16 protein-coding genes are annotated in these 15796 nt (G+C 59.9%); all 16 read right to left on the reverse strand.

Going from position 1 to position 15796, the window contains the following annotated elements:
• Nucleotides 1-102: 102 nt before the first annotated feature.
• Nucleotides 103-693: a histidine phosphatase family protein gene (locus ACFSR7_RS22915; protein WP_378165595.1), complete on the reverse strand. Its 591-nt coding sequence runs from the start codon at nt 691-693 to the stop codon at nt 103-105.
• Nucleotides 690-1289 carry an anti-sigma factor family protein gene (locus tag ACFSR7_RS22920; RefSeq protein WP_378165597.1) on the reverse strand — a complete coding sequence of 200 codons (600 nt, stop codon included), beginning with the start codon at nt 1287-1289 and terminating at the stop codon, nt 690-692. Before ACFSR7_RS22920 ends, ACFSR7_RS22915 begins: the two co-directional genes overlap by 4 nt.
• Nucleotides 1286-1888 (reverse strand): RNA polymerase sigma factor, encoded by a 603-nt coding sequence (locus ACFSR7_RS22925; protein ID WP_378121513.1) that lies wholly within the window; start codon nt 1886-1888, stop codon nt 1286-1288. The genes ACFSR7_RS22920 and ACFSR7_RS22925 overlap by 4 nt, the downstream gene beginning before the upstream one ends.
• 963 nt (nt 1889-2851) lie before the next feature.
• Nucleotides 2852-4000 carry a prephenate dehydrogenase gene (locus tag ACFSR7_RS22930; protein ID WP_378165598.1) on the reverse strand — a complete coding sequence of 383 codons (1149 nt, stop codon included), beginning with the start codon at nt 3998-4000 and terminating at the stop codon, nt 2852-2854.
• Between the two features lie 3 nt (nt 4001-4003).
• Nucleotides 4004-5101 carry a histidinol-phosphate transaminase gene (hisC, locus tag ACFSR7_RS22935; protein WP_378165600.1) on the reverse strand — a complete coding sequence of 366 codons (1098 nt, stop codon included), beginning with the start codon at nt 5099-5101 and terminating at the stop codon, nt 4004-4006.
• Nucleotides 5102-5303: 202 nt separating this feature from the next.
• A complete protein-coding gene (gene trpA / locus ACFSR7_RS22940) occupies nt 5304-6149 on the reverse strand; it encodes a tryptophan synthase subunit alpha (protein WP_378165602.1) in 846 nt (281 codons plus the stop codon).
• Nucleotides 6146-7348: a tryptophan synthase subunit beta gene (gene trpB, locus ACFSR7_RS22945; protein ID WP_378165604.1), complete on the reverse strand. Its 1203-nt coding sequence runs from the start codon at nt 7346-7348 to the stop codon at nt 6146-6148. Before trpB ends, trpA begins: the two co-directional genes overlap by 4 nt.
• Nucleotides 7345-8100: a phosphoribosylanthranilate isomerase gene (locus ACFSR7_RS22950; protein ID WP_378165606.1), complete on the reverse strand. Its 756-nt coding sequence runs from the start codon at nt 8098-8100 to the stop codon at nt 7345-7347. The genes trpB and ACFSR7_RS22950 overlap by 4 nt, the downstream gene beginning before the upstream one ends.
• Complete coding sequence (trpC, locus tag ACFSR7_RS22955) at nt 8097-8909, reverse strand: indole-3-glycerol phosphate synthase TrpC (RefSeq protein ID WP_378165608.1); 813 nt, start codon at nt 8907-8909, stop codon at nt 8097-8099. Before trpC ends, ACFSR7_RS22950 begins: the two co-directional genes overlap by 4 nt.
• Nucleotides 8899-9948: an anthranilate phosphoribosyltransferase gene (gene trpD, locus ACFSR7_RS22960; protein WP_378165610.1), complete on the reverse strand. Its 1050-nt coding sequence runs from the start codon at nt 9946-9948 to the stop codon at nt 8899-8901. Before trpD ends, trpC begins: the two co-directional genes overlap by 11 nt.
• Nucleotides 9949-9983: 35 nt before the next feature.
• Nucleotides 9984-11567 carry an anthranilate synthase component I gene (gene trpE, locus ACFSR7_RS22965; RefSeq protein ID WP_378165612.1) on the reverse strand — a complete coding sequence of 528 codons (1584 nt, stop codon included), beginning with the start codon at nt 11565-11567 and terminating at the stop codon, nt 9984-9986.
• 344 nt (nt 11568-11911) lie between these two features.
• The gene (gene aroH / locus ACFSR7_RS22970; protein ID WP_378165614.1) at nt 11912-12283 is read right to left on the reverse strand and encodes a chorismate mutase; all 372 of its coding nucleotides are present in this window, start codon (nt 12281-12283) and stop codon (nt 11912-11914) included.
• 5 nt (nt 12284-12288) lie between these two features.
• Nucleotides 12289-13401, reverse strand: coding sequence for a 3-dehydroquinate synthase (gene aroB / locus ACFSR7_RS22975; protein WP_378165616.1), 1113 nt, complete (start codon nt 13399-13401; stop codon nt 12289-12291).
• Entirely contained in the window at nt 13402-14577 is a 1176-nt protein-coding gene (gene aroC / locus ACFSR7_RS22980; protein ID WP_378165618.1) for a chorismate synthase, read from the reverse strand. It abuts the gene before it with no gap.
• Between the two features lie 134 nt (nt 14578-14711).
• On the reverse strand, nt 14712-14903 hold the full coding sequence (locus ACFSR7_RS22985) for a hypothetical protein (protein ID WP_378165620.1): 192 nt from the start codon (nt 14901-14903) through the stop codon (nt 14712-14714).
• A gap of 53 nt (nt 14904-14956) precedes the next feature.
• Entirely contained in the window at nt 14957-15763 is an 807-nt protein-coding gene (locus ACFSR7_RS22990) for a CheR family methyltransferase (protein WP_378165622.1), read from the reverse strand.
• Nucleotides 15764-15796 lie beyond the last annotated feature (33 nt).

Consider the following 15796-nt stretch of genomic DNA (forward strand, 5'->3'; position numbering starts at 1 on the left):
CGGTCGGTTCGAGGTGCTCGATTCAAATGGATTCATCTTCCATCCTAATCTAGCAAGGAGAAGACGAAAGACGGAACGAAATGCAGTGCTCGCGTCCGCAGATCATGCCTTCTCCAGATGCGCCGTGCAATTGTGGAGCGTAGACACCCAGCCCGCATCCTCGCGCTCTACGATTGTCAGCGACAAGTTCGCGATCCGGCTGTCGTCCACGCCGCTCTCAAGCGCCTGAAGGAGCTGTGCCAAAAAACTGCCATGCGTCACCACCAGCCAGCTCTCGCCCGGATGTCTCGAGGTAAAGGCCTCTACGAACGACAGGCCTCTCGCTCTTACTTGCTCATCGGACTCCTGTCCGGGAACCCGCCCGCGCCAATCGACGCCCCATCTCGCAATACGCTGTTCCTCCGTCGTGCCCTCCGCCTCGCCGAAGCTGCGCTCGCGCAGCAAGACATCGCTCGCCAGCGGCAGCCCCAATCGCTCCGAGATCAATTCGGCCGTGCGCCTGGCCCGCATCAGGTCGCTGCATACGATACCGTCCCAAGTCGCCGGTTCCCTGCGAAGCCGGTCCGCAAGCAGCAGCGCTTGCCGCTCGCCTTCCGCGCTGAGCGGAATATCGGTCGCGCCTTGAATCCTCCCGGTCATATTCCAGGACGTGACGCCATGCCGAACCAACCCTAGTTTCATCCTGTCGTTCATACTTTTTTCAACCTCGAATACCAGTTTACGATGAGCAACGCCGCCAATAGGCCGAGTACCGACAGCATAATCCAATAGCCTGGCATCGCCGGTGAAGAATTGAGTACGAATGGATCGCTCATGCGGGACACGGGCATGTCGATCTGCAGCGCGCCGCGCATATCGCCCGTCCCGGCTGCTTCCATAATGCCTGCAGACTTGGCAGGATCCGCATGCATACGGTCGTAAAGCGTGAGCAAAATGCCGCTGCAGCATAGCGCCAGCAGACAGGCGACGATCGTCATGACCCTGCGACGGAACGGACCGGTGAATGAGTACGCCCTGCGTGCCGGCGGAAGCAGCCAGCCGTCTTCCGCATAGATCCGGCTCATCACGCCGGCATTCACCGCTTGGGCGGCCAGTGCAGGCACCGTCTCGGACTCTTCGAGCGCAACCTCTCGAATGAGCGCCGCGCTCTCCTCCCACCATCGGAACTCGGCTGCGCATGCCGGGCAGACCGTCACATGCGCGTCGATCTCCCGACGCTGCGGATCGCCCTCTTCGAGATCCCAGTACGCTTCCATCTGCTGCTGAACGTGTCCGCACGTCAGGGTCATCTTGACTTCAACTCCTCGTAAACCTTCATCAATGCCGGCTCCGGCTCGTGAAAATACTTTTCCAATTGAATCTTCACGCTGGCTCTCGCGCGAAACAGCAGCGACTTGACCGCGCTTACCGTCTGTCCGAGGATGCCTGCGATCTCCTGGTAGTCGAGCCCTTCATATTCTCTTAGCACCAGCGCGGAACGCTGCTTCTCCGGGAGATTGTTGATCGCTTCGCGTACCAGCGCGACTTTTTCATTGCGGAGCAGGGTCTGCTCCGGCGCCGCTTCATAGGGCGCTAGCGGTACGTAAGTCGTATCGTCCAGAGACAGATGGGCGGCCTTTTGCTTGCGAAGCTCGCTTAGCACGGTATTGCGGGATATCGTATAAAGCCAGGTCGAAAATGAAGCGTCTACCTCGCGAAAGGAATGCAGGCTCCGATACGCCTTGTAAAAAGTCTCGGAGCACAGGTCCTCGGCCATCATCTCGAGCTTGGCGCCGCGAAGCATATGATAAATAAAAGATAAGATCTTCTTCTGATACTTGGCCATCAACTCGGAATACAATTCCGCGTTGCCTTCCTTGATTTCCCGAATCAGTTGAGAATCGGTCATCATTTTAACGCGACCTCCACCTTCCGGGGGACGTCTTCGGCCTGCATAACGTTATACCGGCACTAAGACATAAAGTTGCGATTGCAGCCAAAAGAATCATGGCTTCCCCAGTTTTTTACATAAGATATCATCATTGTATCATAGGACGTCTATGTAAAGAATTAAATTAGCCTTAAAAATTTCTCAATATTACGTTTGTATAGGCCAAAATAGCGCAAATAGAACAAAAATCCGTTCGCTAACCTTCCTCTCAACCCGAGACCGCAAGATTCGCGAGAAGACGCAAGACGCAAGAAAACCGCCAGAGCGATCGAAATTCGCCCTGACGGTCCCCTTGAAGTTCGGCGGATATCCGCAACTAAATTCGCGGAACGTTTATTATCAGCGCATCTGGCCTCGGTCGGTTGGCGTATCGTTGGTCTGTCGCTGGTCTGTCGTTGGTCTGTCGTCGCCCGTTGCGTTCTTTTGCCGCAATGCCTGCAAATACACATCTTTTTCTGCCGATGTCGACCCTTTTGTACAGAATTGATGCAAAAGTGCAGTTATTTTACGCCATTCGCCGAATTTCAGGCTTGCGCTTTGCATTTACCTGCACATTTGCATGCATTTTTATCAAGTGCGTTTGGACGTAGTAAATACATGTACAAATGCAGGTTTTCCGGCCCCAAAAAGTCCTCAAATCTCCTGCACCCCGAACACACGCTTAACTTTCTACGATACGCCGCCGCCCGAGTCAGGAAGAAGAGCAAAACTTCCCGCGCTCTCTCCCTTTAATTGCAAAAAAAACACCGCCACAATGGGCGGTGCCGAATGCACGAAGCATCCAGGATTAGGATAGGAGTGGAGAGAAACCATACTGTACTTTTATTATATGTATCCGTTTTCATATTGTCAATAAGCGTTTTCATTTTTTAATAAAAAATAAAAATGCAGGGTCGTCTGCGACCCTGCGGCAATTCGAAGTTAAAAATAAACCGAGTACGCAAGCGATCGGAGAAGCTCGACCGCGCGCTCGAGATCCTCGCCGTGGCGGAAAGACAAGCGCAGCACGCCGGGCACATCCTCCCTGCTCTCGATTATGTGCAGATTGCTGAGATTGATGCGGGCTTGCCCGAGCTCCGTCGCGATCCGGCCCACGATGCCCGGCTGATCGGGCACGTCGACATAGCATTCGTGCAGCGAAGTGATCATGCCCTTGCGTCGCTCGGGCAGATTGTCGCGAAACCGGCCTGCGTTGCTGAATCGCTCGACGATGCCGGCGCCTTCCCGGTCCTCGAGCAGCCGCTCGAACGCGGCGATCTCTCCCCGCCAATCCGCGAGCAGCTTAAGCAGCACGTCGCGGTTGCCGAGCAAAATGTCCCGCCATATGTAAGGATCGCTGGACGCGATCCGCGTAATGTCACGGAAGCCTCCGGCTGCCAGACGCCGGTACAAATCGTTCGATTCGTTGTAATCAGCGATCTGGTTGACCAGCGCGACGGCGATGATATGCGGCAGATGGCTGATCGCGCCTACGATGTCGTCGTGCAGGCCCGCTTCGATCTTGACGATGTTGGCGCGCGTCCAGCAAATCAATTCCTCAAGTCGTTCGATCGCCTCGGGCGGCGTGCCCGGCGACGGCGTTAGCACATAAAAAGCATTCTCGTACAAGTCCGGCGTGGCGGCCTCGACACCCGAGCGCTCCGAACCTGCCATCGGATGACCGCCGATGAAAACGGCGCCTTTGAGCTTAAGCCGCTCCGCGCAATTTACGACAGACGCCTTGGTGCTGCCGACGTCCGTGATGATGCATCCTTCTTTAAGCGGCAGCTCGGACAGCCGCTGCAAGTAATCGTCAAGCATGCCGACCGGGACGCACAGCACGATGACGTCGGCGCCTGCAGCCGCCGCTTCGACCGACGTCGTCGCTTCGTCCACGACGCCGAGCGCCAGATATTTGTCGACCGATGCCGCGTTCACCGAATGGCCGACGATGGTAAGCCCCGGCTTGCCCTTCCAGCACAGCGCCAGCGAGCCGCCGATCAGCCCGACGCCGAAGATGGCGATCCGCAGCGGGACTTTTCCGTTTGGAGTCGTTTGCAACGTTTCGTGAACGGCTTTGCCTTCGATCATACCCTACGCTTGCACCCCGATTTCCTGCAGAACGGCTTCTAGCGCTTCCGCGACCTTGGCGTTCTGCTCCGCGCTGCCGATCGTGATGCGGATGCGCGTCGGATAGCCGCGCTGGCCGGCCCGGATGATAACGCCCTTGCGGAGCAGCGCGTCGAATACTTCCAGGGAAGGACGCTTCACGTCGACCATAATAAAGTTGCCGTGCGCAGGAAAGTAGTCGAGTCCGAGTCTGTCGAACTCGGCGCGCAAAAATGCCAGTCCCTCGCGGTTGGCCGTGCGGCACCGCTCGAGGAATTCGTCGTCGTTAAGCGAAGCGAGCGCAGCCGCCTGGCCGAATCGCGACGTATTAAACGGCTCGCGAACCTGGTTGATCGAGCGGATCAAGCCCGACGCCCCGATGCCGTAGCCGATGCGAAGCGAGGCAAGGCCATAGATTTTCGAGAACGTGCGCAGCAATATCAGGTTGGGGTATCGCTTAAGCAGCGCCAGGCCGTCCGAATAGGACGGATCCTCCACGTATTCGCAGTAGGCCTCGTCCAACACGACGAGGACGCGGTCCGGCACCTGGTCGAGAAACGCCGTCAGCTCTTCGTCGCTGACGATCGTGCCCGTCGGATTGTTGGGATTGCACACCCATACGATTTTTGTCTTATCGTTCACCTTGGCCAGCATCGCCGGCAGATCGTGCTTGCCGTCCGTGAGCGGGACTTCGACGCTGACGCCGTTTTCGATCGTGACGTTGTGCTTGTATTGCGGAAACGTCTCGACGGCCATAATCGTCTCGTCGCCCGGTTGCAGGTATGCGCGCGCGATCATCAAAATAATCTCGTCGGAACCGGCGCCGAAAATAATCTGGTCGGCATTCACGCCCGTACGCTTCGCGATGGCTTGAGTCAGCTCGACGGCCGCGCCGTCCGGATAAATGCTGATTTGCTCGATCTCGCGGCGAATCGCGTCCGCTGCCTTGGGGGAACTGCCGAACGGATTTTCGTTGGAAGCCAGCTTGATGACCTCGTCGAGGCCAAGCTCGCGCTTTACTTCTTCGATCGGCTTGCCTGGCTGGTAGACGGGCAAATCGACGATATTCGGTTTGGGCTGCATAGGATGGTTTCCTCCCTGGCTTCATCATAAAGGACGGAGCGATTGTCCGCTCCGTCCCAAGAACAACATGCCTCTATTGTGACATATCTCTATGTCGCTGTACAGATGCAAAGCTTTCAAACAAGCAAGCGCCCTTCGCTCGCCCGGCACATCCGCTCTCCTGCAGCAGCCAGCAAGGAATCGGCGGCCGTTCGCTGTCCGACTAAACCTTGCCCGCCTTGCGCGGCTTCAAATCCGAGATAAACGCCTGAACCTCGGCAAGCCCGGCCTGCGTCCGATCGGCATCGCCCGATGCTTCCGGCGGCAGCGACGCTTCGACCTGGCGCACGATCGCGCTGCCGACGATGACCCCGTCGGCCACGCCTGCGAATCGCTCCGCCTGCTCGCGCGAGGAGATGCCGAAGCCGACGCAGATCGGCACGCTGGACGCGCGGCGGACCGTCGCGAGGAATCGGTCGATGCCCTCGTGGAAATCGGACCGCACGCCCGTTACGCCAAGCGAGGATACGCAGTAAACGAAGCCCTTCGCCTTGGAGGCGATCCGCTCGACGCGCGCATCGGACGTCGGCGCGACGAGCGGGATAAGGTGGACGCCCGTCCGCTCCGCAATGCCGCGCACTTCCGCGTCCTCTTCGAGCGGCAAATCGGGAATGATGACGCCGCTAAAGCCGTGTTCCTGCAGCAGGGCGAAAAAGCGCTCGAGTCCGAGCTGAAGCGCCGGGTTGAAATACGTAAACAAAATGAACGGCATCCGCACGCCGGCCGCGCGCGCCTTACTCGCGACGCCGATGCAGTCGGTGAGCGAGATCCGATGGCGGAGCGCCCGCTCGGAGGCCCGCTGGATAACGGGACCGTCGGCCAGCGGATCCGAATAGGGCACGCCGAGCTCGATCATGTGTGCGCCTGCCGCTTCTGCGGCGGCAATGAGCTTGACCGATGTCTCCAGGTCCGGGTCGCCCATCGTCAGGAATGGAATAAGAGCCGTCTCTCCGCTTGCAGTCAGCTCTGCGAATACGGTATCGATAGCGTTCGCTGTGGCCGTGCTCATGGCAGATCACCTCCCAAATATCCGATGATCGATTCGACGTCTTTATCCCCGCGTCCGGACAGATTGATGACGATGATCTGGTCCTTCGGCAGCGTCGGCGCCAGCTTCAGCGTATGCGCCACGGCATGCGCCGATTCGAGCGCCGGGATGATGCCTTCCTTGCGGGACAGCAGTTGGAGCGCGTCAAGCGCCTCCGCGTCCGTGATCGGCACGTATTCCGCGCGCTTGATATCCTTCAGGTAGGCATGCTCCGGTCCGATACCCGGATAGTCAAGACCCGCGGAAATCGAATGCGCTTCTTGCACTTGCCCGCCCTCGTCCTGGAGTACGTAGCTCATCGATCCCTGGAACACGCCCGGCGTCCCCTTGGTCATCGTCGCCGCGTGCTTATCCGTATCGACGCCGCGGCCGGCCGCTTCGACGCCGATCAGGCGCACGGACGTATCCTCTACGAACGGATGGAAAATGCCCATCGCGTTGCTGCCGCCGCCGACCGCCGCGACGATGACGTCCGGCAGCCTGCCTTCCGCTTCGAGAATCTGATCCTTCGTCTCGAGGCCGATGACGCGCTGGAAGTCCCGTACCATCATCGGGTAAGGATGCGGCCCCGTGACCGATCCGAGAATATAATAGGTGTCGTCGACATGGCTGACCCAATAGCGCAGCGTCTCGTTGCAGGCATCCTTCAGCGTGCGCGTGCCCGAAGTAACGGGAACGACTTCGGCGCCGAGAAGCTTCATGCGGAAAACGTTGAGTGCTTGACGCTTCGTGTCCTCTTCGCCCATGAACACCTTGCATTCGAGACCGAGCAGCGCGGCGACCGTCGCGGAAGCGACGCCGTGCTGGCCCGCGCCCGTCTCGGCGATGATTTTCTTTTTGCCCATACGCTTCGCCAGCACCGCCTGCCCGATCGTGTTGTTGATCTTGTGGGCGCCGGTATGATTCAGGTCCTCGCGCTTCAGATAGATCTTGGCTCCTCCGAGATGCTCGGTAAGACGCTCCGCGTAATACAGCGGCGTCGGACGTCCCGAGTATTGCTTGAGCAAATAACGGACTTCCGCCAGAAAATCAGGATCGTCCTTATAACGATTGTAAGCTTCCTCCAGCTCGTACAGCGCGTTCATCAGCGTCTCGGGGACGTATCTCCCGCCGAAGCTGCCGAATCTGCCGTAAGTATCCGGCACTTGTGTCGTCGTCATGATTGCTGCTTCACCCTTTCCGCAAATGCGGCGATTTTGGTCGCGTCCTTGACGCCGTTCGTCTCGACGCCGCTTGAAATGTCTACGCCGTCAGGCTTGTACGCCGACAGCAGTTCTTTTACATTGTCCGGATCCAGGCCGCCTGCGACGAGTAGGCGAATGCCGGCAGCCTGAGCTGCCCGCTCGTAGGCCGGAATGACTTCCCACGGAAAAGCGCGTCCCGTTCCGCCGCCCGCCGTATCGATCAGCACGGCCGATACCGCGCCGCCATAAGCGCCAAGACGCGCGGAGCCGGCATCTACAGCTTCGCCTTCATCGGCGTCGGCGCCCGTTGCTTCTTCGCCGGCCGCAGATAGCGCGCGCCATACTTCTACGCCGAATCGACGGCCGACCTCGCGGCAAAATTCCGGCGTCTCCCCTTTGCCGTGCAGCTGCACGACATCGAGCGGAGCGGCGGCAAGCGCGGCTTCGAGCGTCTCAAGCGACGGATCGACAAACACGCCGACGGCAAGCGGCGGCCGCCCCCCGGCCATTCTGGATTCGCGCGAAGCGCGGATCAGCTCGCCCGCCAGCGTCGGCGTCACAAAGCGACGACTCTTCGGCGCGAAGATGAAGCCGATGTAATCGACGGGCAGGCCGTCCATCGCTTCCAGCGTGTCGGCCTGCATGATGCCGCAAATTTTGACCGCAGGTCGCACGGACGGATCCGTCGCTCCCCCCCGCGTCCGATCCTTATCGTTCGCACCGCTCATCCTGCCGCCCCCGTTTTGACGACAGGACCGAGCAAGCCTTCGATTGCGGCGCCCACGTCCGGCTGCCGCATAAAGTGCTCGCCGACGAGCACCGCTTGCGCGCCTGCCTGGCCGACGAACGCGATATCGTCCCGCGAGGAAATAGCGCTCTCGCTCACTGCCGTCACACCCTGCGGCATCAATGCGATCAACTGCTCCGTTACCGACAGGTCGGTTTCGAACGTGTGCAAATTGCGGTTGTTCACGCCGATCAGCGTAGCCAGTCCCACTTCGAGCACCGTCTCGAGCTCGGGGCGGTTGTGGACCTCGACAAGCACGTCCAGCCCGATATCCCGCGCCAGTCGATGGTAAGCGTCCAGCTGCCGCTTGTCCAATATAGCCGCGATGAGCAGGATCGCGTCGGCGCCGATGAGGCGCGCTTCGTAGACTTGACGCTCGTCGATCGTAAAGTCCTTGCGCAGCAGCGGAACGGTCACGCCTTCGCGGACGCCGCGCAAATAATCGTTGCTGCCTTGGAAATATTGAACGTCCGTCAGCACGGAGATACAATCCGCGCCGGCCGCTTCATAGGCTTTGGCAAGCTGGACCGGGTGAAAATCGGGCCGGATTAGACCTTTGGACGGACTTGCCTTCTTCACCTCGGCGATCAGGCCGACCGGCCGTTGCCGGCAGCCTTCCCGAAGCGCCGCCTCGAAGCCCAGGCAGGCAGGGAGGCTCGCGATCTTGCGCTCGGCGGCGTTCAAATTCATCGACGCCTTCAGTGCCGCCGCTTCTTCTTTTTTCGTCGCGACGATGCGATCAAGAAACATGTCCGAGTTCCTCCGTCCGCTTGATCCATTCCGCCAGCTTCTCGGCCGCCTCACCAGAATCGATCGTCTCCGCAGCGCGCTTGACGCCGTCCGCAAGGCTGTCCGCCCGTCCGGCTACATAGATGCAGGCGCCGGCATTGGCCAGAACGACATCGCGGTAGGCGCCTCGCTCGCCGGCCAGGATGCGGCGCACGATGGCGGCGTTCTCGGTCGCGTCTCCGCCGATCAGTTCCCCGAGCGGCAGCGTCGTCAGCCCCAGGTCTTCCGGCGTAATGTCGTAAGTCGTGACGACGCCGTCCTTCAGCTCCGATACTTGCGTCGGTGCGGACAGGCTGATCTCGTCGAGTCCGTCGTGGCTGCCGACCACCATCGCACGCTTCAGCCCGAGCCTGCCGAGTACGGCGGCGACTACATCAGTCTTGGTTCTGTCGTACAAGCCCATCAGCTGGCGATCTGCGCCAGCAGGATTTGCGAGCGGACCAAGCATATTAAAAATCGTGCGGACGCCGATCTCCCGGCGAGGGCCCGCTGCGTGCTTAAGGGCCGGATGGTACAGCTGGGCGAACATAAACGTGATGCCCGTATCGCGAAGGCATGAAGCAGCTTGCTCCGCCGAGAGCTGAATGTTCACCCCAAGCGCCTCAAGCACGTCCGCGCTGCCTGCTTTTCCGCTCATCGCACGGTTGCCGTGCTTCGCCACCCGCGCGCCCGCCGCCGCAGCGACGATTGCCGAAGAAGTGGAAATGTTGAATTTATGAATGCCCGAACCTCCCGTACCGCAAGTATCCAGCAGGTCCTCATGCGGGGCGGCCACCTTGCTCCCGAAGTCCCGCAGCGCCTCCGCGAAGCCGGTAATTTCTTCAATGGTCTCGCCTTTAAGCCGGAGCGCGACCATCGCCGCGCCGATCTGGGCGGGCGTCGCTTCGCCCCGCATGATCAGGCTCATAACGCCGTGCGCTTCTTCCTTCAGCAGATCGTGACCGGCCATCAGCTTGGACATCGCTTGCGGCATCGTAATATTCGCATCAATAACTGTCATCGTCATACCCTCCCGAGCTTCAAGAATGGTGTCGATCAATCGTAGTCCAGATTCGTGCTGCGGTCGCCCGCCATGACGATCAGTCTGCCCTGCTTCGGCTTGGCCGCAGGAGGGAACATCGCTTCCGCGGCGCGGATCGCCTTCAGGCAGCCTTTGGCTTTGTTGACCGTCTCCTCGTACTCGCTCTCGGGCACGGAATCCCAAACGATGCCGGCGCCGGCTTGCACGTAGGCCTTGCCGCCCTTGAACACGATCGTGCGAATCGTAATGCACGTATCCATGTTGCCGGAAAAGCCGAAATAGCCGATCGCGCCCGCATAAGCGCCGCGCGCTTCCCGCTCGAGCTCGGAGACGATCTCCATCGCCCGCAGCTTTGGCGCCCCGGACACGGTGCCTGCCGGCAGGCAGGATAAAAACGCGTCGAAAAACGTTTTGTCCGGCGCGAGCTTGCCCGTCACGTTGGACACGATATGCATGACATGCGAGTACCGCTCGATCTCCATATACGAGTCGCAGCGCACAGAACCGAATTCGGAGACGCGCCCCAGGTCGTTGCGGCCCAGATCGACCAGCATCACATGCTCCGCCCGTTCCTTCTCGTCCGCAAGCAGCTCCTTGGCGAGCGCTGCATCCTCCTCCGGCGTGCGGCCGCGCGGGCGCGTGCCTGCGATCGGCCGGGTCTCGACGCGGTCGCCGTCAACCTTGACAAGAAGTTCTGGCGAAGCGCCCACGATTACTTCGTCGCCAAGCTTCAGCATATACATATACGGCGAAGGGTTCATCGTCCGCAGCATCCGGTACACTTGAAGCGGATCGACCTCGGTCTCGATGTGGAATCGCTGGGAGAGCACCACTTGGAAAATGTCGCCTGCCCTGATGTATTCCTTGGCTTGGTTCACGTTGGCGAGAAACTGCTCCTTGGTCAGGTTCGAACGGACGTCCCCGAGATCGGGATCGACGGGCGGCGTACCTACCGCAGGAGCCGATGGCGGCAGCGGCTGGCGCATGCGCGCGATCGTATCGTCCATGCTTGCGGATACTTTGTCGTATTCGCGTTCGATCTCTTCTTCGGTTGCGCCGTCCGTCACATGCACGTTGCCGATAACGAGCACCTGCTGCTTGAAGTGATCGAAAACGACGATGCGGTCGCAAAACATGAAGTGCATATCGTCCATGTTAAGGTCGTCCTCGCGATGCGGAGGCAGCCGACGCTCGTAGTACTGCAGCAGGTCGTATCCGAAAAATCCGATCGCGCCGCCCGTAAACGGCGGAAGCTCAGGCAGCGCGGGACTGCGATAGCCCCGGAGTCGCTCGCGCAGGAGCTTCAGCGGATCCGTCGTCTCGAACGTCTCCTCGCGTCCTCCCTGCTCGATCGTCACCTTGCTTTTTTTCAGCCGCAGCACCATGAACGGATCCGTGCCGATAAAGGAATATCTCGCCCATTTAATGCCGCCCTCCACGCTCTCGAGCAAAAAGGCGCGGCCCCCCTGGCCGAGCTGCTGGAAGACGCGAATCGGCGTCTCCGTGTCCGCCATCAACCTTCTGACGACCGGAATGACATTGTAGGCGGCGGACAGCCGAATAACCTCCTGAAGCTCTTTCCCGCGCTGCTGTTCCATCTCATCTAACTCCCCTCTCCAGGCCCGCAACCGGTGCGGGCCCGCCGATGCGCCGGATCTGCTGCCGACGATTGAAGCACGAGCCTTGTAAACGCAAAAATCACCTCTGCGAACGCAGAGGTGACCTCATAGATAAGGGATATGTAGACATGCAATAACCGGTCGTAAGAACCGACCCGGTCCGCTCGCTGCCTATGCCGACTTCGCGCTCCGCATGGATACGCAATCGACCGCTCCGCTCATCTTCTCTCTGCTCGTCTCACCCGCGCGTAAGTCATCGTCCCTCCGGCCGACGGTTCTGCGCCAAGTAATGTGTCTACTATAGCATCGCCGGAGGGCGGGCGTCAACGGGCGGACGACAGATCCGGCCGAAGCTTGACCGCTTCGCCGAGATAGACGTGGCGAATCTCCGCCTGCGTCGCATCCGTATTTACGTGCACCATCAGCCGGATGCAGCGTTCAAGCCCGCCTTTGACCGGGATCTCCACGGCGCACATCAGCGGTACCAGCTCCCAGCCTGCCATCCTGCGGATCGCGCTGGCCGGGAACGTCGCGTCCAGGTCCGGCGTTACCGTAATGAACACGCTGCAAATATCTTCGGGACGCGTGCCGTTCTCTTCGACGATCGCGTCCAGCAGCGCGATTGTCGCTTCCAAAATAGGTCCTGCTTCATTGGCGTCCACCGTGATGGCGCCTCGAATGCCTCTCATGCTCACGCGCTTCAAGCCTCCTCTTTCAACCCTTCGACGATCTCTCTTACCCATGCAGCGCTGACGTCGCGCCGAATCTCGACACTTCCGATCGACGTCGGCACGACGAACACCATACTGCCTTCGCTGAATTTCTTGTCGTGCTGCATCGCCTTCATGATCTCGTCCGCGGCGAGATGAGCCGGAATGCGAACCGGAAGTCCGAATTTGCGGAAGATCGCTTCCGTCCGGCTCGCGATCTCGTCGCCGTAACCGAACCGAGCCGCGAGCCGCGCGGAGCCGACCATCCCGATCGCGATCGCTTCGCCGTGCAGGAGCTCGCCGTAGCCGGCTGCCGCCTCCAGCGCATGCCCGATCGTATGTCCCAGATTGAGGATGGCGCGCAAATCGTTCTCCCTTTCGTCCCTGGAGACGACGATCGATTTGACCTTGCAGCCTTCATACAGGGCATAGCCTAGCGCATCGGGCTCGAGCGCGAGCAGCCGCTCCGCATTGTGCTCGCACCAGTCGACGAACGCGGCCTCCCAGATGAGGCCGTGCTTGATGACCTCGGACAAGCCGGATCTGACCTCTCGCGAAGGCAAACTGACGAGCGCGTCCAGATCGTACAGCACCGCTTCCGGCTGGTGGAAGGCGCCGATAATATTTTTGGCGAGTCTGTGATTAACCGCCGTCTTGCCGCCGACGCTGCTGTCGTGCGCGAGTATCGTCGTCGGCATCTGCACAAAGCGAATGCCGCGCATGTATACCGCGGCGAGGAACCCGGCCAGGTCGCCTACGACGCCTCCGCCGAGCGCGACGACGGTCGATTTGCGGTCGAGACCGCCCGTGAGCGCATCGGCGACGAGCGCGTCAAGCTGCGCAAGCGACTTGGACGACTCGCCCGACGGCACGACGGACACGGTCACGCGGTAACCCGCATTTTGCAGCGAAGCCTTGATATTGTCCGCGTACAAGCCATGCACGGACGCGTCGGTGACGAGCAGCAGCGGCGAGCCGGTCGGCAAGCCCAACCGCTTGCAATATTCGCCGGAGGCCGCGTGAAGGCCGGAGCCGATATAAATCGGATACGAGCGCTCGCCGAGGTCGACCGTAAGTTCGCGAACTTCTCCTGCGGGCGCCAATTAATAGGCCCTCGTCTGCTTCATGTAATTGTCGTAATTCGCGCGAATCTCTTCAAGCGAATCGCCGCCGAACTTTTCGAGAAAGGCCTTGGCGACTTCCCAGACGACAACACTCTCCATCACGACGCTCGCCGCCGGTACGGCGCAGGCATCCGAACGCTCGACCTGCGCGGTAAAAGGCTCGCGCGTGTCGATGTCCACGCTCTGAAGCGGCTTGTAAAGCGTCGGGATCGGCTTCATGACGCCGCGTACGACGATTGGTTCGCCGTTCGTCATGCCGCCCTCAAAGCCGCCCAAACGATTGCTCGCCCGGTGGTAGCCCTTGTCTTCGGTGTACAGAATCTCGTCATGCACCTGCGAGCCGGGCCGATCGGCCGCCTCGAAGCCGATGCCGATCTCCACGCCTTTGAACGCATTAATCGACACGACTGCCTGGGCGATACGGCCGTCCAGCTTGCGGTCCCACTGCACGTGGCTGCCGAGACCGATCGGCAGACCTGTCACGATGCATTCGACGACGCCACCGATGGAGTCTCCGTCCGCCTTGGTCTTGTCGATCAGCTCGATCATCCGCCGCTCCGTCTCGGCGTCGATAACGCGCACGGATGATGCTTCCGTACGTTCGATGAGCTCGTCCACGCCGATGTCCGCAGGAAGCGGCGGCGCCTTGATTCCGCCGATCGAGACGACGTGACCGGCAACTCGAATGCCGAACTCGGCCAGCAGCTGCCTGGCGACGGCGCCGACGGCGACTCTCGCGGCAGTCTCACGCGCGCTCGAGCGCTCCAGTATGTTGCGAAGGTCCTTTTGCTCATACTTGATGCCGCCGTTGAGGTCGGCGTGGCCCGGACGCGGACGGTGAACGCGACGCTTGGCTTCGTCCCCGCCTTCGATCGGCTCTACGTTCATGACCGAAGTCCAGTGCTTCCAATCGTTGTTGGCGACGATAAGGGCAACCGGCGCGCCCGTCGTACGGCCGTGACGAACGCCGCCTACAATCTGCGCCGTATCCTGTTCGATCTGCATCCGGCGGCCGCGGCCGTGTCCTTTCTGTCTGCGCTGAAGCTGAAAGTTGAGCGCTTCGAAATCCAGCTCCAGATTACTCGGCAATCCTTCAATAATAGCGGTAAGCTGCGGGCCGTGCGTCTCGCCCGCGGTTAAGTAGCGTAGTGTCAAGTGAGTTCCTCCCCAAGTCTTGCGGCAACCTCGAATACTTTTGTTTATTATAGTACAGCGTTAAAGCTTTTGACAAGAAAAGAGCCCGCCCATTCGGACGGACCAAGAGTCGGCGCGGCACTCCTAGGCGCGCTTCAGTCGCGGGAGCCGGCCACGCCTCGCCCGCTTTCCCCGGCGCGGGCTTTGTCCTTCGCAGCAAGACGAACCTGCACCGCTTCCGGCACCAGACCGAGGAGCGACGGATGCTCGAGCCCCAGTATTTGCGCACATTCCTGCGCCGTCACGAGTCCGCTCCGATAAGCTTCGATCGCTTTGCGCTTGTCCATGATACCCTCCGCTGCCTCAAAGTTGCTCCTAGTATCGCGCAGCGGAGGCCGCTTCATACGATGCGACGATAGAAAAAAGTATCGGCCGTCTCGAGACCGTATTGGCCCGGCGAGAAAATCTGCTCGGTGCTGCCGACGAAAAGGATACCGCCTGGCTTCAGCGCCTTGGCGAACTTTTCGTAAAGCTGCTGCTTCGCTTCTTCGGTGAAGTAAATCATGACATTGCGGCAGACGATCAAGTCGAAGCCGTCCTGGAACGTATCGAACAATAAATTCTGCTTTTGGAACCGGACAGCCCGCTTGAGCCCGTCGTCCACTTGGTACGCGTCGCCGCTGCCTTTAAGATAGGCTGCAGCCATGTCCTTCGGCACCTCGCGGATCGAACGCTCGGGATATACGCCGTTTTTAGCTTTGGCAAGCACGCCTTCGTCGATGTCGGTCGCAAGCAGCGTCGATTGGCCGAGCGCGCCTAGCCGGTCGAGAATCATCGCAATCGTATACGGCTCTTCGCCTGTCGAGCAAGCGGCGCTCCAAACCTTCAGTTTTGGCGTGCGCTTAATCATGTCGGGCAGGAATCGCTCCATCAGCATGTTCCACCGGTTCGGATTGCGCCAAAACTCGGAGACATTGATCGTCATGCGGTCCAAAAATTCGTTGCGAAGACGCGGTTCGTCCATAATCGCTTTAAAGTAGGAAGCAAAATCGGAAAAACCGTTTTTGACGCGCAGCGTCGTCAGTCGCCTGCGCATCTGTGTTTCTTTGTATTGCGATAGATCGATGGAAGTCGCCTTGCGGACGTTCGCGATAAACTGGGCGAAATCCTCGTCCTCCGTCATAGACCGCGTTGAATTTTCGCTCATGCCGATGCTCCCCGTCGGTTCGTAAAGCTTGCC

This window comes from Cohnella sp. GCM10020058 (assembly GCF_042683485.1).
GTDB lineage: Bacteria > Bacillota > Bacilli > Paenibacillales > Paenibacillaceae > Cohnella.